General features: G+C 41.8%; 17 protein-coding genes and 1 rRNA gene. 11 read left to right on the top strand and 7 right to left on the bottom strand.

Annotated elements, in window-relative coordinates; genetic code table 11:
- The first annotated feature begins 119 nt into the window (after positions 1-119).
- On the top strand, positions 120-815 hold the full coding sequence (locus tag ACW689_RS00090) for a hypothetical protein (protein ID WP_476287358.1): 696 nt from the start codon (positions 120-122) through the stop codon (positions 813-815).
- Positions 816-912: 97 nt separating this feature from the next.
- Here ACW689_RS00090 and ACW689_RS00085 read toward each other — a convergent pair whose 3' ends face one another.
- Together ACW689_RS00085 and ACW689_RS00080 are read right to left on the bottom strand one after the other, a co-directional pair.
- Positions 913-1,626: an SIR2 family NAD-dependent protein deacylase gene (locus tag ACW689_RS00085; protein ID WP_476287356.1), complete on the bottom strand. Its 714-nt coding sequence runs from the start codon at positions 1,624-1,626 to the stop codon at positions 913-915.
- Positions 1,626-2,534, bottom strand: coding sequence for a DMT family transporter (locus tag ACW689_RS00080; RefSeq protein ID WP_476287354.1), 909 nt, complete (start codon positions 2,532-2,534; stop codon positions 1,626-1,628). Before ACW689_RS00080 ends, ACW689_RS00085 begins: the two co-directional genes overlap by 1 nt.
- 478 nt (positions 2,535-3,012) lie before the next feature.
- Here ACW689_RS00080 and ACW689_RS00075 point away from each other — a divergent pair, with 478 nt between their 5' ends.
- Positions 3,013-3,606: an outer membrane beta-barrel protein gene (locus ACW689_RS00075; protein WP_476287352.1), complete on the top strand. Its 594-nt coding sequence runs from the start codon at positions 3,013-3,015 to the stop codon at positions 3,604-3,606.
- Positions 3,607-3,687: 81 nt separating this feature from the next.
- Here the strand turns inward: ACW689_RS00075 and ACW689_RS00070 are convergent, their stop codons facing one another.
- The 3 genes from ACW689_RS00070 to ACW689_RS00060 form a co-directional block, all read right to left on the bottom strand.
- A complete protein-coding gene (locus tag ACW689_RS00070; protein WP_476287350.1) occupies positions 3,688-6,528 on the bottom strand; it encodes a TonB-dependent receptor domain-containing protein in 2,841 nt (946 codons plus the stop codon).
- Between the two features lie 400 nt (positions 6,529-6,928).
- Positions 6,929-9,790, bottom strand: coding sequence for a TonB-dependent receptor domain-containing protein (locus ACW689_RS00065; RefSeq protein ID WP_476287348.1), 2,862 nt, complete (start codon positions 9,788-9,790; stop codon positions 6,929-6,931).
- Positions 9,791-9,989: 199 nt separating this feature from the next.
- Positions 9,990-12,314 carry a DNA polymerase II gene (locus tag ACW689_RS00060; protein ID WP_476287346.1) on the bottom strand — a complete coding sequence of 775 codons (2,325 nt, stop codon included), beginning with the start codon at positions 12,312-12,314 and terminating at the stop codon, positions 9,990-9,992.
- A gap of 71 nt (positions 12,315-12,385) precedes the next feature.
- Between ACW689_RS00060 and dinG the strand changes: the two genes are divergently transcribed.
- The 9 genes from dinG (at position 12,386) to ACW689_RS00015 (ending at position 22,573) form a co-directional block, all read left to right on the top strand.
- Positions 12,386-14,458, top strand: a complete 2,073-nt coding sequence (dinG, locus tag ACW689_RS00055) for an ATP-dependent DNA helicase DinG (RefSeq protein ID WP_476287344.1) — start codon at positions 12,386-12,388, stop codon at positions 14,456-14,458.
- On the top strand, positions 14,459-15,238 hold the full coding sequence (locus ACW689_RS00050; protein ID WP_476287342.1) for a TSUP family transporter: 780 nt from the start codon (positions 14,459-14,461) through the stop codon (positions 15,236-15,238).
- Complete coding sequence (locus ACW689_RS00045; protein ID WP_476287340.1) at positions 15,235-15,834, top strand: primosomal replication protein; 600 nt, start codon at positions 15,235-15,237, stop codon at positions 15,832-15,834. The genes ACW689_RS00050 and ACW689_RS00045 overlap by 4 nt, the downstream gene beginning before the upstream one ends.
- Positions 15,834-16,736, top strand: coding sequence for a histone deacetylase family protein (locus ACW689_RS00040; protein ID WP_476287339.1), 903 nt, complete (start codon positions 15,834-15,836; stop codon positions 16,734-16,736). The genes ACW689_RS00045 and ACW689_RS00040 overlap by 1 nt, the downstream gene beginning before the upstream one ends.
- A gap of 33 nt (positions 16,737-16,769) precedes the next feature.
- Positions 16,770-17,042 (top strand): late competence development ComFB family protein, encoded by a 273-nt coding sequence (locus ACW689_RS00035; protein ID WP_476287337.1) that lies wholly within the window; start codon positions 16,770-16,772, stop codon positions 17,040-17,042.
- Positions 17,039-17,212 carry a YbaM family protein gene (locus ACW689_RS00030; RefSeq protein ID WP_476287335.1) on the top strand — a complete coding sequence of 58 codons (174 nt, stop codon included), beginning with the start codon at positions 17,039-17,041 and terminating at the stop codon, positions 17,210-17,212. The genes ACW689_RS00035 and ACW689_RS00030 overlap by 4 nt, the downstream gene beginning before the upstream one ends.
- A 74-nt stretch (positions 17,213-17,286) precedes the next feature.
- Complete coding sequence (locus ACW689_RS00025; protein WP_476287333.1) at positions 17,287-18,072, top strand: NPP1 family protein; 786 nt, start codon at positions 17,287-17,289, stop codon at positions 18,070-18,072.
- Positions 18,073-18,333: 261 nt separating this feature from the next.
- Positions 18,334-21,456, top strand: a complete 3,123-nt coding sequence (locus ACW689_RS00020; RefSeq protein ID WP_476287331.1) for an efflux RND transporter permease subunit — start codon at positions 18,334-18,336, stop codon at positions 21,454-21,456.
- Between the two features lie 10 nt (positions 21,457-21,466).
- Positions 21,467-22,573, top strand: a complete 1,107-nt coding sequence (locus tag ACW689_RS00015; RefSeq protein ID WP_476287329.1) for an efflux RND transporter periplasmic adaptor subunit — start codon at positions 21,467-21,469, stop codon at positions 22,571-22,573.
- Between the two features lie 725 nt (positions 22,574-23,298).
- Here the strand turns inward: ACW689_RS00015 and ACW689_RS00010 are convergent.
- Both ACW689_RS00010 and rrf read right to left on the bottom strand, forming a co-directional pair.
- Entirely contained in the window at positions 23,299-23,427 is a 129-nt protein-coding gene (locus tag ACW689_RS00010) for a hypothetical protein (protein WP_476287327.1), read from the bottom strand.
- A 739-nt stretch (positions 23,428-24,166) separates the two neighbouring features.
- A 5S ribosomal RNA gene (gene rrf, locus ACW689_RS00005) occupies positions 24,167-24,281 on the bottom strand.
- Positions 24,282-24,467 lie beyond the last annotated feature (186 nt).

Genomic DNA, 24,467 nt, shown 5'->3' with positions numbered 1-24,467 from the left:
TTGAAGGGTGTGGCTTTGTTATTTGCACTGACGCGCGAACCCACTAATCAGGGATAAGTTTCCCTTTTTTAACCAATTTATTCTAAACTTAACCCAGCATATTTCGCTGATGGAATAAAATGGATAATCAAAAATCACTGACTCAATTTGTCGAGCTTTTACGTCACAAAGATATGGGCGCTTTGAGTAACTTTTACTTAAAGTGCAGCACCAATGAAAACATAGGCCAACTAAAATACTTATATCAACAAGCCTGTGCCAATGAGCAAAGCTATCAAGTATTGCAAGACTTAACCTGCGCATTATTAGAAAAAAAACCGATGCCAGAGCCACTTATTGCAGCGATCAACACGATTGAAAAGCTCACTTTTTTTACGCCAGCATTAACTGCCAGCGAAGGGTTTTGTTTGCAAAATGCGCAAGGAAACACATTATTACATGGCTTATTCAAGCAACAACATAATGTGCAACCGCCATTCAATTATATACGTTCGCTACTGCTGTTTGAACGCAATGATTCTTTAGCCAAAGCGTTAGCATGCAAAAATGAGCAAAAGCTCCTTCCTATGGAATGCTACCTCGCCTTTAACACTTGCGAAAAGCCTTTACCAGACCATGAATTAACCGCAGCACTGGCACTATTAGAAGCACAACTTAAGCAAGTGAGTGCCCAAGCAGATACCTTAATGCTCATTTGCAATCACTTGAAGAGCAACCCAAGTTTTGAGCACTTTGACATAAATAGTCATCGAATTTTACTCATCAGCGCGGCGTTTCAATGCTCGCGCCAAGATGTTTTGGCATTACTTGGCTAGGGCATATTGATCTTTGGGGGGCTGATCTTTGTTCAAAGCAAAGGCTTTCAATATCCCAAATCGGCTGCTGCAAAAACACAAAAAGATGCAATAAGCCCTACGCTCGAATGTAATCTAGCGCCGTCATCGCATGATAGCGCACTTTATCATAAAGAATATGCGTCGGCTTCGGGTCAACCACCTCAATGTCAATCTGATTATATTGCGCAATTTCAAGTGCCATTTGGGTAATATTCACACTGAATGATGTGCCCATAAATACTATTTTTTCGGCTTGTATCATCATGTTCTGCGCTCGGCTTATTTGATACAACTCAGTATAAAATTCGTCAAAAAGCAATACATAGGGTTTTAGTGACCGATTTAACTGAGGGCCCGAACGCGGTATTTTAAAAGCGTCCAATAGTGATTCTGCTAAATGACTTTCATCGATTTTATCCCAAGGCGCATTAACTCGATCAACACTTTGACCTTGCTCATGAAATAGAGTCACTTGGTCTATTCTGCCATGAATAGAAATGTAATCACGATTGCCTGCTTTGCCATCCAAACCATCAATGTTTTGGGTAATAAGCGATTTGTCAGCTAACCAGTAATGGACTTCATTCGGGCCATGGTTTCTGTATGTCACAAAACGGTGATAGTACCAGCAAAGAAACTCTGCTGGATTGTCTTGATACATCGCTCTGGTTGCCATTTGTTGCGGTGTATAATTACGACTACCTATGGTCCAGTAACCATCTTCTCCACGAAATGTCGGAATGCCACTTTGTGCACTTACACCCGCTCCCGTTATATAAAGTGTGTTCATCAGTCATTGCTTCCTAGAGGCTTACTTTTGGATTTTACCCATTTTACATTATCGCCAAATTGGAATAGGCCAAGGCTCAATATAATAATCATCGCACCTAATAGTAAGGTATGTGTTAATACCTCACCGTTAAGGAAAACACCAAGGGCAACGGCAAACCCTGGCGTTATCAATGTAGTCAGTGCTACAGTGCTTGCTGGCAACTTTTGTAATACATGAAAATAGGCCAAGAAACCAAGTAACGAGCCGACAACGCCCAAATATACTGTCGCCCATAAGGATTTCGCTTGCCATTTTTCTATGGCAAATGTACCGTCAAAAGCCCACCAAACGAGCGCAAACATTGGGGTAACAAAGAGCAGCGCCCCAAAAGTCGTTGCCATGGGGTGAATCGCTATTTTTACACGTTTGATCATCACACCACTCAAGCTAAAACTGCATACAGCTAAAAAAACATACACTAAGCCAATTGGAGCGAGTTGTAACTGCTGTATTTGCGACGCACAAATCAAATACAGACCAACCAATGCTGCACAAAGTGATATGACTTTAATGACTGAAAATTTTGCTTCTCCTAGCAGCTTCTGCGCGAGTAACCCAGACAAAATGGGAGCTAAACCAAAGATCAGCGAAATAACCCCGGAAGGCACCGTTCTTGCCGCCAAATAACTCATTAACATGCCACCTAATATTCCCAGCGCTGAATATAGGTATAATGTGCAAGCACGGCGATGCCACGGGACTCTGATATTTGTCACAGCAACAACTAACCCTGCCAGTAAAAGCGCAATTGTCATCCGCAACAATACGCTCACGGTAGGCGACATAGTCGCGCTACTCCACACGATCCCAAGCGGCGTCGTAGACCAAACCAAAATTACAAACAAGTACGATACTTGTACAGGCATACCCTTTATCCTTGCAAAATAGACGATAAAAGTGGGAATTTGGAGAGGCTAACCGCTTTTATCATCGCGGTTAGATAAGTAATTAACCGCAGCGCATGCAACAACGCAGGACAACCGAAAGTTGCCATGTGTTATTATTGACGTTGCGATTTAGCGTGTTCATTAAAAACAGAATACTCAATAGATGAATTACTTTTATTTGTACCAAATATAGCCAGCAAGTCAACGCAATTGTGCGCAATATTTAGTTTATTTTTTACCTTGTCTTAGTGCTTGTAAATCAATCCACTTTGATATGCTCAAACTGCTATTGAGTCATAATTAACAAACGGCATCACCACACCTTTTGCCTCATACATACCAACAGCTACTTACATTTTCTGACATTCTCATTACAGCCCCTCACAAACGCCACACAGACTCTCACATTGAAGCGCCCTAAACTTGTCGTCAAGTTAATCAAATAGGAATTGTTATTATGAAAACGCGCTCACTTATATCAATGGTACTCATGACTGTAGCCAGTTTTGCAAGCAACGCTGAATCTTTTGATACACATAGAGTTGGTGCTCAATTACAGGGTGGCAGTGCTTCTTACAAAAGCTCTAGTCAAGATGGAGATGGTGTTGGCTCCCTTTATCTCTACTACAACTATCAGTTTGACCCAACTTGGGCGTTAGAAGTAGGCATAAACGGTGGAGAGGAAGTTGATGACTGGGATTGTAAAGATATCAATAAAAACAAATTTGTATGTGATCGCAATGACGCGTTACTTTTCAATTTAAATGCGAACAAAGTCGAATATAGCAACTTCGTTGTTGCAGCTAAAGGGTACTATCCAGTCACAGAAAATAGTCACTTTTATGGCAAGCTAGGCGGGCAGTTTTATGAATACGAAATATCTCGTCACAGTAATGTATTGGTCGACAAAGACGGTATAGGACTATTTGCCGAAGCAGGTTGGCAATATGATTGGGATAATGGCATGGCATTTAATGCCGGTTTCCAATATATGGATATGGGTGACTTAGATGTGACAGCTTTAGCCGTTGGTTTGAGTTATAGGTTCTAGCCAACTAACTTTAGCAAGGAACGTATAATAAAAAGGCTACTCACAAGAGTAGCCTTTTTTTCAAACTTGAGCTTTAGTCAATTAAAACTTTGTTTCAAAGTTCAAATAATAAGCGCGACCTTGTACATCATATGCACGCGTATTGGTATTGATACCTGTTGAACCGTATACAGAGTTCTGAGGTAGAATTGGTGGCTTCTTATCAAATGCGTTATTCACACCAAATACAACTTTGGTATTGTTACCAAAACTATAACCAGCTGAAATATCGTGATAAGTTACTGAACCAATTGAGTTAAATGATAATGGCAGAGATGGCTCTTCAGAGTTATCATCAACAACCGAATCCCAATGACGAAGCTTCCAACGAACGTTCAAATCATCTAGTTCATAAGTTAAGTTGATGTTTGCTTTGTTCTTTGGCGTTTCAATTTCACCCAAAGAATCAGTCACATTGCCGTTTAACTGGCTAGTAGAAGTGAATTCTTTAGTGTAAGTGTAAATAAGCTGAGCGCCGAAAATACCGTAGCCAGTTTCAACTTTGTAGTTAATATCAGCGTCGAAACCAGATGTTTTGATACGGTCTTCATTAGATGTACCCGTATTAGCTTCAACAAGCGCACCTTTACCATCACGTAGATAACGGCCATTACAACCTGCAACCATATTAGCATCGTCATAACAACGCTCTAGTACGGTTGTACGCGAGATCATAGAGATAGCATCTTCGATTTCAATATCGAAATAATCCACAGTCAACGAAAGTTCATCCGTTGCTTGCCATACAAAGCCTAAGCTCATCGTCTCAGCTGTTTCTTCTTTAACTTCAGGGTTACCGCCTTGGAAACCGCCTGTTGTCTGACGCTCAAGTAAAGTCAGTACAAACTCACCTTGCTCTTGAAGACGAGCCGCTACCGCAGGGTCTTTCAAACAATTTGCTCGTACAGTGGCTGATTTACCATCAGAACCATCAAGTTTTAGGTTATTACAAGGGTCAGTAACACCAGCAAACGTTTCACCTCGACCACCATAAAGGTCTGCAATGTTTGGTGTACGTACCGCTGTTGCATATGACGCTCGAACCATTAGTGTTTCAAATGGGCGATACTCGGCACCAACGTTGTAAGTAAATGCGTTACCTGTTACAGAGTGGTCACTTTGACGCGCAGCCAAATCTACACGTAGGTTATCTAATACAGGTAGACTCGCTTCAACGTAAACATCAGCTGTCGAGAAACTACCGTTTGTAGCTTCTGCTTTGTTTGTTGATGATGCACCAGTTTGAGCTAGGTCACCCGGTTGAGCGACACCGCTTTCATAGCGGTATTCAACACCACCTGCAAAGCCAATGTTACCACCGCTAAGTTCGAGTGGTAATTCACCAGCTAAAGTACTAGAAATAACTGACTGCTCTACTTTACCGTATACTTTTGCTGGAGAACGAATGTAATCAACTGCAGCATCAGTGATTGTACCCGCGCCAAATAGATTTAACGGTACACAGCCTCTAATGCGTGATAATTCATCAACACAACGTAATTGACCGTCTTCGCCATACTCAACATTTAGAGCTTGAGCAGCACGATCTACGTTAATTTGGCCACCATTTTGTTGTGTTTGAGTCGTTTGACCGTATGTTCCATAGGTGCTTAATACCCAATTGCCATCGATATCCCAGTCAAAACCAACTGCGACACGAGTGGTATCACGCTCAAGACTAGTATCACGCGGACCAAATTCAACCATACGACGTACAAACTCTGTCTGATTTAAATCAGTTACGCCTAATGCCTGAAGATTATTACGTAGTTTCTCAGGGATAAGTGGAGAGTCAATGCTCATTCCTGATGTACTTCCTAGGTCATTAGCCCAGATTGCGTCATTCACTTTAAGTGCATACGGCTCGATTGTCGAACCTTGCGTGCTCGCATTGTTCCACTGGAATTCAGAGAACATAGTTACGCTATCAGAAATTTCTAAATTCAAGCTACCTGAAACATATTTACGCTCAAGTGGAGTGATCAACTGTCTGTATGCAGCACGGTTAAAGCGGTTGTTGTTTAAATCATCTAAACCACCAACAAAGTCTGAACCGTCACCATTGAAAGCATTCGTTACTTTGTTACCTTCGTCGTCTTTACCTTCGTGAGTAATACGAGCACCTGGTGGGTAACTTGAGCCTAGGTAGATAATGCCGTCATCGGTCGCCCACGCATCGATCGCTGAAAATTCGCGATCAGTCGACTTGATACCATTATCTTTGTCAAAACCAACAGAAATCCAAGCGTTACCGCCATTCCAAGATTTACCGCCAGTTAAGTTAATACTATGCTTCTCACGGTCACTTTCGTCACTAATACCTGTTTGACCTGATACTTCTAGACCTTCAATATCGTTACGAAGAATGATGTTTACAACACCAGCTACTGCGTCAGAACCATAGATAGCCGATGAAGCGCTTTTAAGAATATCAATTCTTTCGATTAATTTTGCAGGGATTGCGTTAAGGTCAACACCATAACCAGCTGAAGGAATTGTACCCGAAACAAAACGGCGACCGTTAACAAGTACAAGTGTACGCTCTTCACCCAAACCACGAAGTTCAGTCGTATTCAAGCCTACTGTTGTTGTTGTAAATGCACTCGTAGACTGGTCTGAACCTGTCAATGCAACTGGAGATTTTGAAAGAATATCTTGAATATTTAGTACACCAGTTTCACCAATTTCAGCTTTGCCAATAGTCGTAATTGGTACAGCTGTCTCTAGGTCAGTTCTTTTGATACGTGAACCTGTAACTGAGATTCTTTCTACCTTATCAGCACCTTCTTCAGCCGCTGAAACATTTGCAGTGAAAGCTGCCGTAGATGCTGCTCCAAATGCGATGGCTAGGCGCACCGCTTTAGAAACTTTTGAATTTAACATGTGGTTTATCTCCCTGAATCAAAAACAGCGTTTTGATTTTTATAATTTTATTGTTTGTATCTAACCGACTTCTATGAGTTCCTATATAGATACAGCGAAGTATACTAAGCTTCGATTTAACAGCAGGTCAATACCACCGAAACATCAAAAAGATAAAATCGACACCAAACAATCCCGATTATCACAACAATAAAAACACTAGAAAAAGCAAGGAAAGTCAATCAAAACAACGTAGAGGGAAATTTATTTGAAAAAGAAAGATGAAGAAAAAAGAAATGATCCGTAAACAGGAACAAAACACCAAACAAAAAAGGCAACAATAAAAAAATTAAAATTTTTAACAGAAAAGGCTCTACCTTACGATAGAGCCTTACAATATTGACTCGTTCTTAACTTTAAATTAGAACTTCGTTGTTAAGCTTAACTGGAAGTAACGGCCTGTTACGTCAAATGCTTCTGATACAGTGTTAATACCAGTACCACCATTTGCCGAACTCTGGTTAGCAACTGGAGGCTGCTTGTCCATTAGGTTACGAACAGTGAAGCTTACTTGTGTATCATCAGAAACGTTATAGTTAGCTGATAGATCGTGGTAAACCACTGAAGGGAAACGGTTGAATGTTGTTAACGCTTCACCAGTAGTAAAGTTGAAGTTTTCTTCATTCAAGCTGTCGTAAGAGCTTTCCCAGTAGCGCATACGCCATGACACATTCAAATCGTCTAGGCCGTAAGTAAGGTTTAAGTTAGCACGATTGTCAGGTGTAAATACTTCACCTTTTTTCTCTACAACGTCACCGCTTAGGATACCAGTTTCGTTAAACTCTTTGATGTGGTTCCATACTAACTGAGCACCGAACTCACCGTAGCTTGTTTCAGTTTTGTAGTTAATTTCGATATCGTAACCGCTTGTATCAAGGTTGTTTTCGTTACTGGTACCTGAATCAACACCTGTTAATGCACCATTTTGGTCACGACGAGCTGCGCCACCACATGTTGCATCAAATGAACCTGGTGCTACGTCGAAACAACGATTTAGAACGGTAGTACGGCTCGTTGTTGTAATTGCATCTTCAACACTGATGTCATAGTAGTCAATTGTGAAAGAAAGTTCTTCAGTTGCCTGCCAGATAACACCTAAGCTTAACGTATCAGCCGTCTCTTCTTTAACGTCCGCGTTACCACCGATGAAACCACCTGTGCTTTGCTTTTCAATTTGAGTTAGGTTGAATGCACCTTGATCTTGAACACGAGCACTAATTTCAGCGATTGATAGACAGTTTGCAGCTACGTTACCTGTAGAAGTCGCTGTAATGCCATCACAAGGATCCGCTACACCGCTAAATGTTTCACCACGACCACCGAACAAGTCAGCGATGTTAGGTGTACGAATAGCTGTTGCAGCAGATGCACGTAGTTTTAAGCTGTCAAGTGGTGAATACTGAATACCAGCATTCCATGTTGTTTGGCCACCTACGATTTCGTGATCGCTGTAACGCACTGCTAAATCAAGCTCTAGGTTATCTAGGACTGGTAAAATTGCTTCCGCGTATACGTCGTCAGAAGTGAAGCTACCGTCAGTAGGTAGTGAACGGTTAGTACTTGAAGCACCAGTTTGTGCTAAGTCACCAGGTAAGTACATACCTTTTTCTAAACGGTGTTCAACACCGAATGCCACGCCAATGTTACCACCAGGTAGTTCAATTGGTAATTGACCTACTAATGATGCAGAAGTGATTAACTGCTCAACTTGACCTAGTACCTTAGCTGGCACTTTTACGTAATCTACCGCTTCAGCTGAAATAGAACCCGCACCAAATAGGTTTAATGGTACACAACCACGTAAACGAGCAAGGTCGTCACGACACTGAAGTGCACCTGTTTCAGGGTTAATTACTACGTCAAAAGCTTGTGCTGCACGCTCAACGTTCACTTGACCACCGTTTTGTTGGCGCTGGTCAGTTTTACCCCAAGAAACATAAGCATTTAGAGCCCAAGTATCATTGATTTCCCAGTCGATACCAGATGCGATACGTACTGTGTCACGCTCTAAGTCTGTAGAACGCGCACCGAACTCAACCATACGACGAACCATCGTAGGAATATTGTCCTCTAAAGTAAGGTCCGGGTTTTGAGCTAAAAGCGCATCACGTAAGCCCTGTGGTACCATTGGGTTACCAAGTTTAATACCACCTAAACCACCACGTTCTGGAAGGAACACGTCATCAGTCGTGAATGGAGTTGGTTCAATCGTTGAATTGTTAGTTTTTGATGAGTTCCAGTTCGCTTCTGTAAAAAACTGAACGTCTTCAGCTACATATTGCTTGAAGTTAAACGCCATGTACTTACGCTCAATTGGCGTAACTAGCTGACGGTAAGACGCACGGTTGAAGCGGTCAGTTGTATCTGAGCTGAAAGGTGTACCATCTGAGTTAAAACCACCGATACGGCCTTGAGGTGGGTAAGAAGAGAAGATCTCACCAACGTATTCGATGTTGTTGCCATTCTCGTCTTTTAATAAATTACCATCTGCATCTTGTCTAAGCAAAATAGCTTGGTCAAGCTTAGAGAATTCACGGTCAGATGATTTCAAACCTTTATCATCATCGAAGCCTAAAGCAACAGTTACGCTACCATCGTTCCAAGACTTACCACCAGTGATGTTTAGTGAGTACTTCTCACGGTCAGACTCACCTGAGATACCAGTTTGCGCATTTACTTCAACACCTTCAAAACCTTCACGTAAGATGATGTTTACTACACCTGCAACCGCATCAGAACCGTAGATCGCTGATGAAGCGCTTTTAAGGATATCGATACGCTCGATCATCGCTGTTGGGATTGAGTTCAAGTCAACCGCATAACCTGAAGAAGGCGCACGACCAGAAACGAAACGACGACCGTTTACAAGTACAAGTGTACGAGATTCACCTAAGTTACGCAGTGAAGTCGTGTTTAGACCAACACCTGAGTTTGAGAAAGAGCTGTTTGATTGGTCAGCGCCCGCGATTGATACTGGGCTCTGGTTTAGTACGTCAGCTACGTTTAGTGCGCCGATAGCTTCGATGTCAGCACGACCGATTGTCGTGATTGGAACCGTTGTTTCAAGGTCTGTACGTTTGATGCGTGAGCCAGTAACCTGAACGCGTTCGATTTCTTCAGCACCTTCTTCTGCTGCGAATGTATTAGCTGAGAAAGCAGCAGTCGATGCTGCTCCAAAAGCGATAGCTAAGCGTACCGCTTTCGAAACTTTATTATTTAACATTTGTATCTCCCTGGACTACTTGTTAGTAGCTTGTAATTTTTATGGGTTAAACCCTTATGAAAAGTTGCTAGCGCGCAACAATTACCGTGAATATTAAACAAGCATTGACGTAAGCGTCAACCGCAAATTGTTTTATTTATGTCAATTACCCCAACAAGGTACAACTTTTTATATACAAATAATAAACGATATTATGATCTTAGAACAAAAAACCTCTTTGTTTTTTTAACTTAAAAAGCACAGATTCGTAATTAGGCATCATCATTAGGATCGGATATATTTGCTTGTCAACATAATGTTCATAATCTATTTCCTCACCACCTAACGATGTACGCGGGCCTGATTTGGTTATGTAGTACCTAATTTTACTACCTTTACGATACTTTTTACCGTCATTATTCTTCGACGCATGCTTGGCAGCTTTGACGTGAGGCGGGATATTTTTTGTATAATTTTCTATGTCCTTACCCAGTCGTTTCGAATACAGCAACAAACCATCCACTTCTCCTGAATAAACTCTATCGATATACCTTTTAGTAAGGCTGTATAATTCTTGCCCAGCAAACATCGCTTTAATAACATCTTGTTGATATTCTTTAGCGATATCAGTCCAGTCGCTGCGCACACTTTCCATCCCTTTAAACACCAGCTGAGCTGCCCCGTTAACAAATGTTTCGCCCACATAGCGTTTTTTTGAACCTACACTTTGACCTCGAATCGTTGGCATAAAAAAACGGTGATAGAGTGTTTCAAATTCAAGCTCCAAATAACTACTGATGTCATATTTTTCGCCGCACCACACTTGCCAAAATTCATTAACTTTATTCACTAGTTCATTTGCTGTTCGCGTACATTGTTTCTCATCCCAATCATCGGGAAGTTTTACAAAGGTAGAGTCCGTATCTCCGTAAATAACTTCATGCCCTAACGACTCAATAAGCTGTTTTGATTGCTGCATGATTTGATGTCCACGTAAGGTGATAGAACTAGAAAGTCTAGGGTCATAAAAGCGACATCCTTTTGAGCCTAGGACGCCATACAAACTATTCATAATGATTTTGATCGCTTGTGATAACATCTGATCTCCCAAAACCTTGGCCTGCTGCCGTGCTTGCGCCAATTCACCAACTAACTCGGGTAGGTGGTGTTCATCACGAGAGAAAAAACCTTTATTAAAGCCTTTGATTGCTTCATCGGGTGATACAAGCCCTTTAATTAAGCCTAATGGGTCAATGCGAAACGTTCGAATAATAGATGGATAAAGGCTTTTAAAATCAAGTACGACCACATTTCTATATAGGCCCGGTTTTGAATCCATGACATAACCACCAGGGCTGTCAAAATCAAACCCATGCTCTGCCAAGTTTGGCGCCACATAACCGCTACGATGCAACAGCGGAAGATATAAATTTGTAAACGCTGCTACTGAGCCGCCCATTTTCTCAAGCTCCAAGCCAGTTAAGCGACTGCGGGCAATCGCAAAATCAATCAGCTTTAATTTATTAAAAATGGCGAGTACCAACTCACAATCTTTTAGGTTATAAGCAGCTAAGGTCAGTTTATCTTCATGAAACTGCCGGACTATTTCCGTTAGCCGGTCATCTTGTTCAATGAGCTTGGTTTCACCCAGTACCAGCTCTGAAACACGCGCTAGACTGAAACTATCAAAATGGTAAGTTGCATTTTTTAACGTATCGATACCATCGATAACCACACGGCCACTTATCAAGATATGAACATAATTGCCTTTGTACATATGAAGCGGTTGCTGATCTTTGCCTAAGACAAGTTCAATGCCCAAAGCTTCAGCACGTTCAGCTAAAATGACAAAGTCGAACTCAATGATGTTCCAACCAATAATCGCATCGGGGTTAAATTGCTGAACCTTTTCCATCAAAGTTCGTAATAATGCACTCTCATCCTCAACCCAAACAATATAGTTTGGCGCATCAGTAACAGGCTCACCTATCATAATAACGTGCGACTGCTGCTCACTCACAAGCCCAACGGAAAACAAGACCCCACTTGCATCACACTCGATGTCCAAAGACAGTACTGTCAAATGCGGCGTGTAATGACGATTTGCTTTCAGTTGGGCATTGCTTAACTCGATGTAACCATCGCGACGAACTTCATCACCTTTTACCCACGTAGCTCCACGAACAAAGCGCTCCATTAGGAAACGGTCACAATGACGAATATCGTCTTCATACACTCGAATTTGATGTTGCAAAGCCAATTTTGCTTGATGATATGCTTGCCCATTTTTAAAGTAGCAAGCCGTCATTGGGCTATTATCAAAGTGTTTCATTTCAAGTGTCTTATACTCACAGGGTGCGCCAGCCAAAAGTACCTGTACTTTTTCCAACTCACTCGTGCGAACAAAAAACACCGGTCGCTCCCCTTCAACGAGCGCTTTTACTGCTCCTTTGTTGGTACTTAGCCAATAACATAATTGCATACGTCCTTGGACGTTGGTTTGTTGTCGGGATAAGATAAAGCCCTCATACACAGCTTGTGCCAAAATGCTTACCCATCTAAAATAGCCATCGGTACTGTAATTATATACATATAAGAATCTATTAGGCGAACCGCATGCTTTCAGACGCGCTCAAAAAAACAATTCGGCAAACCCATCAAAATATCGCTGAAAGCCTAGACGGCTATCGCCATCGCAGCAGTCAAAACTATCTCGTTGCCGAAATAGCAAAAACCCTTGCAGGGGAATATCACAAAACGCAGAAAATATGCGTTATTGAAGCTGGTACTGGAACAGGTAAATCTTTAGCGTACTGCCTAAGTGCGTTACCTACCGCGCTTGCTAAAAAGAAAAAGCTAGTAATTTCAACTGCTACAGTCGCGCTGCAAGAACAGTTAATTAATAAAGAATTGCCATTTTTTAAAACCCATTGCGGCTTTGATTTTAAATTTGATTTAGTCAAAGGGCGCCAACGTTATGTATGTGTGCAAAAGCTCAATGCAGCACTGAATGAAGACAGTCTGCAGCTTTCTATAACACCAACCTTGTCCTCACCATTGTCTGATATGGAGCAAAAGTGTTTACGAGAATTGCATAGCGCATATCAAGACAAACGCTGGCAAGGTGATCGAGATAGCTGGGCAGATACTATCCCCGACAAAGTATGGAATTTGATAGCATGCGATAAGCATGCTTGTCAGCGGCAGATGAAATCGCACCATTTATGTCCGTTTCACTTAGCGCGGCAAAAAATGGCGCAAATGGATGTTTTAGTGATAAATCATGCGCTATTACTCGCAGATTTAGAATTGGGTGGCGGTAAGATCTTACCTGAACCCAGCGATACATTTTACGTCATTGACGAAGCTCACCATCTACCTCATATCACTAGAGACTTTTCATCCGCTGCTGCAACAATAAAAGGCACCATTGAGTGGTTAGAAAAGCTTATGAAATTCAGTGGCAAAATGGCAGCAACCATGGTGTCGCAAAAGGCGATTGGTCAAAATTTTAAGCTCAATGATGCGGCTAATGATGCAGCTAAAGATTTAAAAGCAGTCCGTGACATACTAGATAAAGCTGACTTTGCCTATAACCAAGAAGACACATTTCGCTTTGAGCATGGAGTTGTGCCTGAATCACTTACTTCAAAGGCAAAAGACATTAGCGACGCCACTCAAGACGTCTTACGTGCACTCAATAAAATGCATGACGCGCTTACATTGGATGTCAGTGACGGTGATGTAAAATCGTTTTTAGCCGATCCCCTCTTGGCAGAAAGCGGACAATATATCAATCGCTTGGAACAGCTACATAAGCTCTGGTATAGCTACGCAAACAAAGGTGAACACACACCACACGCAAGATGGATCAAGCGCCTTGAATATAAACATCACCATGATCATTTATTGTGTGACTGCCCGATTGAGGTTGGTTACTACCTAAAAGACAAACTTTGGCAAGAGTGTGATGGTGCAGTATTGTGCTCAGCAACTTTAAGTGCGCTAGGCACCTTTGATCATTTTGCCAGAGAAAGTGGGCTGGCTAACGAACCTGGGGTTAAATTCATCAAAGCAAATTCGCCATTTGATTACCCTAAGCAAGCCACTTTACACTTACCAGTGTCTGATATCGACCCAACCGATAAGGCATTTAGTGATCATCTAGCGCAAATTTTGCCAGCCTATTTGGAGAAAACAAAGGCAAACTTGGTGTTATTTGCGTCTTATTGGCAAATGGACCATGTCGTAAAACAACTGAGAAAAAAACAGTGGCAGATACTCGTACAAGGGGAGCAATCCCGCGATAGCCTGCTTACCCAACATAAGAAAAACATCGATAATGGTAAAGGTAGCATCTTGTTTGGTACGCAAAGCTTATCTGAAGGATTAGATTTACCTGGTGTATACCTTGAAAATTTAATCATTACAAAAATTCCTTTCGCCGTACCCACCTCCCCTATTGAAGAAGCACAGGCTGAATTTGTGCAAAGTAAGGGAGGTAATCCGTTTTTATCAATCACGGTCCCCGATGCAGCGAAGAAATTAGTACAAAGCTGTGGTAGACTGCTGCGTAAAGAATCAGATCTCGGCCGTATAACTATATTAGACAGGCGCTTAGTAACGAAACGTTACGGCAAAGCCATGCTTGATACACTGCCACCTTTTAAACGACAAATAGATTATTAAATGTTTGAACTTGCGCTTGATCCAATGACATGGGGGCTACTTTGTCTAGTTGCCCTTGCTGCTGGCTTTATTGATGCCATTGCCGGTGGCGGTGGCATGCTCACCGTCCCTGCTTTACTTACCGCGGGCTTACCACCTCATGTAACGCTGGCTACCAATAAGCTAGCAGCGAGCTTTGGCTCTTTAACGGCAAGCATCACCTACTATAGAAAGCGCCTTTTTGATCCTGCGTTTTGGGCAGCTTCCATTGTTGCAACAGCCCTTGGTGCTTTGCTGGGAACTTTGATCGTTGATTATTTGAGCGTTGAATTTTTAAATAAATTACTCCCTATCATCATTATTTGTGTCGCGTGTTACAGCTTATTTGGTAAGTTAAGTCCCACCCAATCGCATTCATTACCAACAAACGAGCCGGCCTTAAAAACGAAACAATGGCTACAAGGCTTATCGCTCGGCTTTTTTGATGGCATGGCAGGACCAGGTGCAGGTACCTTTTGGACTGCATCAAATAGCCTGCTATATAAAATGAGCTTATTGCTTAACTGCGGCTTAGCCCGGTCAATGAACTTTGTCTCTAACTTTATCTCACTCATTACCTTTGTAGCCCTAGGTCATGTGAACTTTTTGCTTGGTATATCAATGGGCGCATTTTTGATGATTGGCGCTTGGATTGGTGCTCACTCAGCAATTAAATTTGGCAACAAGTTAATCAAACCGTTTTTTAATACAGTGGTCATTGTGTTGGCGATTAAGCTAATTGTAGAGGCTTATTTTTCATGAGTCAGGCGCTTGAACGTTTGCATCAACAGGTCGCAAAGCTAAGCGAACAAGCGAAGCAATTCGACGATGCGAAATGGTTTGATAAAAATCGCTATATTCAAGCCCAACCGAGCCTTTTTGACCGCTCTGTTTTTGCGACAAAAAGTCTTGTGCTTAGCGATTATATTGAAGAAATTAAGCAACAGATAAAACACTTACCCCCATCAGACAAACGCCATGCGTATAGTTTTGCTGTACAAAAGATTGGTGCCCAAATTGAAGCTATCATCAAAGTTTTAAAATCCACCCCTGTGTGGGCTAAAGAAAACAAAGTTCAGTTTAATAAAAAGCACAAGGTATACAAAAAAGCAGTGCAAAAAATCATGCAAAGCTCACACGAGTTATATCAAGAGCTGTCTCAAAATCATGAATTTGAGCGACGCTTGATGGAAATGATTGAGATCCGAAAACAACAATTGGATAAAGCAAATGCTGAGCAAGCCGCTCAAATTAATCAAGAAATATTGGCGTTACACGCTCGCCTCGGTAGATGCAGAAAAGCCATTTCCGCTACGGAAACAAAAATCCAGCAAGTTGAAAAACAACAAAACCGCTAATGATTTTTTATCACCCTTTGTATTCACAACTCGAATTACCACAACACCATAGATTCCCTATCGGTAAATACCAATTGCTTTACAATAGAGTCCAGGAAAAGTCGGTATTCCCACCAACTATATGTCCAAATAAAGCGCCAATAGCATCTATTTTGTTATGTCATAACGAGCGGTATGTACACGACTTTGTTCATGGCCTTATGGATAAAAAAGCCATACGAAAGATGGGCTTTCCATGGTCTGAAAACTTAGTTGACAGAACGTTATACTCAGTCGGTGCGAGCATAGAAGCAGCCAAATACGCTGTTAAACATGGTATCGCTGTCAATATCAGTGGCGGCTACCATCACGCCCATAAAGACTTTGCAGCTGGGTTTTGCATATTCAATGACTTAGCAATTGCCGCCAGTGTGCTAATCGAAATGGGCCATGCAGATAAAGTGGTGATCTTTGATTGTGATGTGCATCAAGGAGATGGCACAGCAACAATGCTGCAAGCACGAGATGATATCATTACCTGCTCAATACACTGCGAACAGAACTTTCCTCGCACGAAAGCCGTATCTGATTACGATTTCGCTCTCCCTAAGCAAACCCAAGATAAAAATTATTTAGAAACACTACAACAAGCGCTCATGCTTGTGTGTCGCCTCCACCAACCAGATATCATTCTTTACAATGCTGGCGCAGATATTGTCAAAGGTGACGAATTAGGCATGTTCGATATAACGCTTAACGGTGTTCTTGCTAGAGACCAATTAGTCATCGATTACTGTTTTAAAAATGGTATACCTCTAATGGCAGCTATGGGCGGAGGATACCAACGCAATTTAGCTCAACTTGTTGATGTACATGAACAGTTTTTTATTGCTCTGCAAAATAAGCCAGCTATTATTGTATAAGTATATATGGAACACTTGCTTTGGAAGCGCAACATGAAACTACATGATGATGTACATAACTACTACGAAAAAATCGTGCTAGAGAAAATTATTGAACATAATTTAGATAAAAAATACGATGATGACGTGATGGCCGACTTTTGTTGTACCGTACTTAACCAATTGCCAGCTCGATATATTCGCAATGATGTGGATATGGCTTTTTACTTACCGGGCCAAGAAAGAGAACAAATGGAAAAGCGCGTTGAAACAGCAATAGAAGTCGCCATGGCGCAAGTGGCAAAAAAGGGAACCGGTCAGAAGTGAGCAACTCATTAGAAAATGCACCTACTCATGTCAAACTTGCGGTAGACTTAATTCTTTTGTTAGAGCAGAACGAAGTATCTACCGAAGATGTACTTTGCGCACTAGAAATTGTTCGCCAAGATTTTGAAAGAAGACGCACCAAGCAAGAAGAGCAAAAAACCAAAAATTAACTTTTTAATTTCAATTTAGTCACAAATGATGTTTACTCTACCTCTTCTAAATTTAACTATGAAAGAACATCATCATGACAACAAAATACTCACTTATGTTTCTTATTGCTACAGCAACCCACTGTAGCGTATCTTTAGCAAACGATTTTACCGCGCTAGATGAAGCGCTACCACCTCACTTTATTATCAACGGCACAGAGCCGGTATTCGACTTCGATGGTGATGGCTGTTTGCCAAGTGCAGGGATTAGTAGGACCGGTCAGCAAAACTCTGGCCTCAAGACAACTGGCACATTAGGTGGCAGCTGCAGAGACAGCCAATTCCTAACAACCTCAAATACTGTTCACCGATTTGCCTGTCATGAAAATGAGTTAGGCCAATTTTGTGCTCATTTTTACGCGCTGTACTTCAAAAAAGACCAAGTCTTTCCTTATTTTGGCGGCGGACATCGACATGATTGGGAATACGCGGCTGTCTGGACGCATGATGGCATTGTAACCCACGGTAGTTACAGCGCTCATGGTGACTTATACACAAAAAGTGCCTCTGAATTACCATTTGAAAACGGCCACTTGAAAATTGTTTATCATAAAGATGGCATACTGACACATGCCATGCGTTTTGCTAAGACAAATGAAGTTGCAGAGAATGATTATAATCGCTTTGTCACACCTAATATTATCAGCTGGTATGAAATGCAAGGAGATGGCATTAGCAATCAAACATTGCGCGATAAGCTCAATCAATATGACTACGGTTCAGCAACACTACCTGTCAAAGACAGTCGCTTTTTAAACAACATTAATCGCTTCAAACCGTCAAATTATCCAACTTTTAACGAAGTGGATATTCAACCTTAAAAACCCTTTCGGAGGCAGCCATCATGCGGCCTCCATACACAGCACCTTGTTGCAAAGTCAAATAGGCCGTAATTATGTAAATTCTGCTTCAAAAGATATTACAAAGTATCCTAAATCGTTACAAATTGTTGCTAGGCAGCAATTTATCCCAAATATTGGGGAATTTGTCGCGTTCTGCAAAGGAGGCGTTTTTTTATGCTCTAGCGGATTATTCTGATTTGCTTAATACTAGAGCGATAAGGGTAAACATTGGATACTGTCATGAACCTAACACGAAGTTCGCTTAAGAACCCAGCGAGTGTATTAGTGATCTTAACTTTAATTATGCTGTTTGGTGCTATCAGCATTTTTAAATTGCCGATCCAGCTAACTCCTGATATTGAGCAGCCGCAAATTACTATTTTCTCAGGGTGGCGTCAGGCCGCACCAGAAGAAATAGAATCTATGATCATTGAACCTTTAGAAAATGCAGTTAAAAACACGCCAGGCGCGTTAGAGGTCAATACACAAATAAATCAGGGCAATGGGTTTATCTCGTTGACCTTTGCAGTCGATGCCGATATGCAACAAGCAATGCTAGATGTATTAACGAGTCTAAACCAAGCACCACCGTTACCATTGGACGCAACAGATCCTATTGTAACCGCGGGTGGCGGCGGAGGACCGGGCTCGGGAGGTCCTACAGCTGCAAGTTTACTCGTGGTGCCACTCAATTTCGATAGTGAAAAGTTCGATATGGCAAACTATCAAAAGCAAATTGAAGATTTTATAGAACCTCGGCTTGCCAAAATACCTGGCGTGTCTCGCGTCAATCTAAATAGTCAACGTCAAAGAGAGTTGCGCGTCACATTTGATCCTCACAAAGCAGCTGCACTAGGCATTAGCTTAGGACAAATCCGCCGCACTATTTCAACATCCACCGATATGTCTGGTGGTTTAGCCGACGTGGGGCGTCGCCAGTATACCGTGCGATTCACAGGAAAATATGATGTCGATAGCCTAACACAAATGCGGGTGGGCTATTCGGGTGAGCGTCCTATTTACTTGGGCGATGTCGCAACGGTTGCTGACACCGTCACCGATAGACGCTCTATGACGTTACGCAATGGTAAGCCTGCCTATTACATTACTATTTCGCGCAGCAACGATTCAAATACAGTAGCTGTACTAGATGGCTTAAACCAAGCAATTCATGAGTTAAACACGGGAATTTTGAAAGACGCAGGGCTTGCTATTGAATTAAGCTACGATGCCTCTGTACATATTCGCAACGCATTGCAACTAGTCAAAAGTAACCTAGGCCTTGGTGTATTAATGGCTTGTGGGATTTTATGGTTATTCTTTAGGGGTATGCGAGCAACACTCATGATCGCAGCGACGATCCCTGTTTCACTTATGGTTGCATTTTTGGCGCTTAATGTTTTCGAGCGAAGCTTGAATGTAGTGTCACTTGCGGGTCTCGCATTTGCAGTAGGGCTTGTGCTAGATGCCGCAATTATTGTGCAAGAAAACATCGCCAGATTAAAAACCGAAGGATTAGCTAATGGCAAAGCAGCATTAAAAGGCGCGACTCAGGTAGCGGGTGCTTTGTTTGCTTCAACAGCGACCAGTGTTGCTATCTTTTTACCCATTATGTTTATGGCGGGTATTGAAGGGCAATTGTTCTCTGATTTGGCACTCACACTATCCATTGCGGTTATCGCATCCTTAATTTGTGCACTGACTATTATTCCCATTGCAAACAAATATTTACCAGAAAGTGACAACACCGAAGACCCGTACAAAACCTATTGGATTAAGCTCTCTCAGTTTGTGATGTCGCTAACCGATAATCGCACTAAACAACTTACTTGGATTGCGTCTTTACTTGGCGGCTCTGTACTTGTAACGCTTACACTGCTACCTCAAACTGACTTCATGCCAAGGGCCCCCACTGACGGCTTTTTCTATAGTTTAAACACACCACCCGGTGGCAACATCAACTATATGGAAGAGGAAATTGCATTACGTGTTAAAAAACGCTTAATGCCCTATTACACTGGAGAGAAAACGCCAAAAATTAAAGATTTCAACTTTTATGTGTTTGGCGCAAATGCAGGTGGTTTTATTTACTCAGATGACCCTCAACGAGTCGAAGAATTAATGAAAGTTGCCCGTGAAGAGATCTTCCAAGATTTACCCGACACTCAGGTTTTTCTATTTCGAGGTTCAATGATCCAAGTGTCGAATGGGGGTGATGGTCGAGCTATCAACATTGATCTTACTGGACCAAACATGGATGATTTGATCGCAGGAGCAAAAACTGCGCTTAGTGCAGTAAAAGAAGCGATGCCAGATGCAACAGCACAGCCTCAACCTAGTCTCGATATGGCAGAACCAGAGCTTCGCCTACATCCAAATGATAGACGGATCACACAAGCTGGCCTAACCAGAAATGATGTAGCACAGGCTGTGCAAGCATTTACAGGTGGATTGTTTATTAACGAGTACTTTAACGGTAACGAGCGTATGAACGTTATTCTAAGAGCGAATGCTTGGCAAACCCCTGAAGAACTCAAAGCACTTCCTCTTGTTACCCCAAATGCAGGTATTCAAACACTAGGAGAGCTTGCACAGCTTGAGCGCACAGTTGGGCCAACCCAACTTCGCCGAGTCAATGGCAAGCGCACAGTGTCTGTTGTTGTTACTCCGCCACCGAAAATGAGCCTTCAAGAAGCACAGGCACTGTTGGCTCAACATGTTATGCCTAAAGTGCGTGAGAGCATTCCAGCAAACGCAAGTGTTATTTTGGGTGGCAACGCACAAAAGATGAATTCGGCAATTGAGGAAATGACAATTAACTTTGCCTTGGCTTTATTCATTTTGTTCTTGTTGATGACTGCACTATTTAAATCAGCTAAAGACAGCTTCTTGGTACTACTCGTTATGCCTCTGGCCGTTGCAGGTGGCGTATTGGCATTGTTCATACTAAACCTATTTACGTTTCAATCATTAGATTTACTGACCATGATCGGCTTTATTATTTTACTTGGCTTGGTCGTTAACAATGCAATTTTGCTTGTAGATCAGACTCGCTATTGTGAAAACCAAGGTATGACTAGAAGCGCCGCTGTACATAAAGCAGTGCTCATGCGCGCGCGTCCAGTTTATTTAAGCACACTAACCAGTCTGTTCGGTATGCTACCGCTAATGCTGATGCCTGGCGTAGGGTCAGAAATATATCGGGGACTTGCAACTGTAATTGTTGGCGGTATGGCAATCAGTGCAATATTCACCTTAGTATTGATGCCTAGCCTATTACAACTTGGAAAGCAGCGGCCACCTCGTGCAGAAAAGGTACCTCATTCAGATAAACCAGCTTTAAACTTAGTCGCCAACCAATAAGAGAATTACTATGTTGTTATCTAAAAAACTATTCAATTCATGTTCACTCGGTGTTGGTGCTTTACTACTGGCTTCGAGTATCATTATCTCACCAGTAACGCGTGCAAAATCGCCAGTGACGGTTGAAAAACTTACAAATTCGCCGTTACAAAGCGAATTCGCAGTACATGGCACCTTGTATGGAAAACAAGATGTAAAACTAACCGCTGGCGTTGGCGGGCTACTGACTTATGTAGCCGAACCAGGGAAAACCGTCGTCAAGGGTGAAGTTCTCGCTCGCTTAGACACCTTGCCTTTAGAACTTGAGCAGGCTCGACAAAAAGAAATGCTGAATCGAGCTAAGATTAATTTGCAATTTCACAAACAAGAGCTTGCTCGACTTACGCAACTTGCAAAAACGAGCAGTGCCGCGGCAAGTCAGGTGGATAAAGTAAAGCAACAACATGATTTAGCGCAATCAGACATTTCACTCGCTGAGATTGAATTGAAAGTCATCGCTGACAAACTCAATCGCTCTACCCTACGAGCACCTTTTGCTGGTGTGATCAGCGAACGCTACAGCCGCTCTGGAAAAGATGTCAATAGAGCTGACGAGTTACTCAGCCTAATTGATATCAATAACCTAGAAGCCCGCTTATACGTTCCCGTAAAATATTTAAAGTACATTAAAGCAGGCATGACTTTACCAATCTCGGCCGGCACGCTGGGAGCGTTGAACCGAGCAGATACAACGATCACTGCGGTAATACCAACCACCGACCCTCGGTCACAGTCATTTGAAGTCAGGGCGACATTACCTAATCAAAGTAGTCATAGCTGGGCTGCGGGTCAGTTAGTTGATGTGACTGTACCATTGAATAGCCATCAACCCGAACTACTCGTCAACCGTGATGCACTCATTTTACGTAAACAAGGCGTGCACGTTGTACGGATCAATGCAGACAACAAAGCAGAACAAATTCCCGTTAAGGTGGGTAAAGGTCAAGGTAAGTTTGTCGCCATCAAACCCGTCAGTGAAGGTTCATTATCTATTGGCGATACTATTGCTGTTCGAGGTGCCGAGCGTTTAATAACAGGCCAAGAAGTTGAAGTACAACAAGGCATCAATGCATCGTAACCAATTCCAACCAAGTTACTAGCCCAATGAGCAGGTTCACACGTGGGCCTCGCTCATTTTTATTTTTCACACATAAAGGTATTACTAACGCTTGAAAAGGAATGTATGTAAGTAACGATATTATTGCCTTAATTTGTCAAAGAACTTACTCATGATTAGTTGATATAGTCGCAGCGCTGGGTAAGAAATAAATATCAATGTTATTAATAGGTTAGATAACATTATCAATGGACTATGGATGCCTTTCAAGATATCTGTATCGAAAATTACGCGATCTACATATCTAAACAAAAACAACATCATTATTGTGAAAGAAATATAAAATCCATAGGTTGTCATTCGAACAAACTCGCATCGCTTAAGATTATGCCATTGAAGCACAGCGACCATAAAGAGCGCTTCATGAATACTAAAATACATGTAGTAAACTTGCCTTTTAGCCTGCACGCCCATTTCAAGAGAAAGAATGACATCACCGACGACAGTTCCTACATAATGGAATATCAATGCCATACAAATGTAGATAAAGTATGAATGTTCGAATTGTATATTTTCATCTTTACTAGGCCGCCCAAAAATAAGCGACCTGAAAGGGTCATTCGCAAGCCATATGAATAACAACAAAACGATGACCTTCGTTGAAACTAATATCCATCCAATATGGACTAAAACTTCATTCACTTAAGTTCCTTTTAAAACAACTTTACTTAAAATATCCCCTGAAGTTAACAAACGGGTGTGGTATTTTGTTCTCTTGGTGGTTCAACACCATTATTGCCACCACCACTGCCACCTCTTACATATTCCAACAATTTAGGGGAAAGTTCTTGATCAATTTCGATTACCTTACGCATCAATCTACTCCTTTTATCAATTTTTAACAACACTAAAGGCTCACGACCGATAAGTATCGGCGTTACCCACATAGCTGAGAGTGTAACCCTAGTTCCTATACAAACATTAGTCCCTAATCCATTAAACACAAACTATTTACATACTCTCAATATTTAAATTACATATCCACAGTCTGGATATGAAAATATTCATATTTAGGCTAAACCAATTACCCCACTAATTGCAACTAAAGATATATATTTTTGTAGTATTTCTTTCTCATAGCTCAATTTTTTCTTTGTTTAACTTATATATTAGTATGTTAGGTCGTAGGACACTACATCAAGTTATTATAATGAGTCAGTTGGCATAGACCTTCACATAACAGCATACGAAACATCGCTACGACAGAAGGCTCACATAACATCTAAGAATTTGAACTCATCAGCTAGCCTTTGATGCTAGAACAAAAGGTTAACGACTTGAGCGAAGCGAAACGCTCTTTTTACGCAAGGTGAAGTGAGCCAGTTTATAAAGCGCTGAGAGACTACTTATAAAACGCTCAGAGAATGAGAGAGTCTCTCGACAACAGTGAAGGTTGCTTACTTCACCTTGCGCTATAGTGCTAAGTATTAACGACTATGAGCGAAGCGAGTGCGTTTACTTTGCGCAAGGTGAAATGAGCTAGTTTATCCGCTGCTAAGGGACTTAAACGCAAAAAAGCCCGACTCTTTCGAATCGGGCTTTCTCTTAATAGGTGCCTGGCGATGTTCTACTTTCACATGGCAACTGCCACACTATCATCGACGCTGTTTCGTTTCACTTCTGAGTTCGGCATGGGGTCAGGTGGGTCCAAAACGCTATTGTCACCAAGCATATTCTGTTCGTCAATTCGTTCACCCTCTGTGAACCAATTAACTAAAATCTGGAAAAATTCTGATAATTCAAACTGTCTACTTCAGTAATACTAACTTCTGGTTCGTAAAACCACTTTGGCGTTGTATGGTTAAGCCTCACGGGTAATTAGTACTGGTTAGCTTAACGTATCACTACGCTTCCA

This window comes from Pseudoalteromonas sp. ABE4_541 (assembly GCF_056312285.1).
This window is presented reverse-complemented; position numbering and strand designations above follow the sequence as displayed.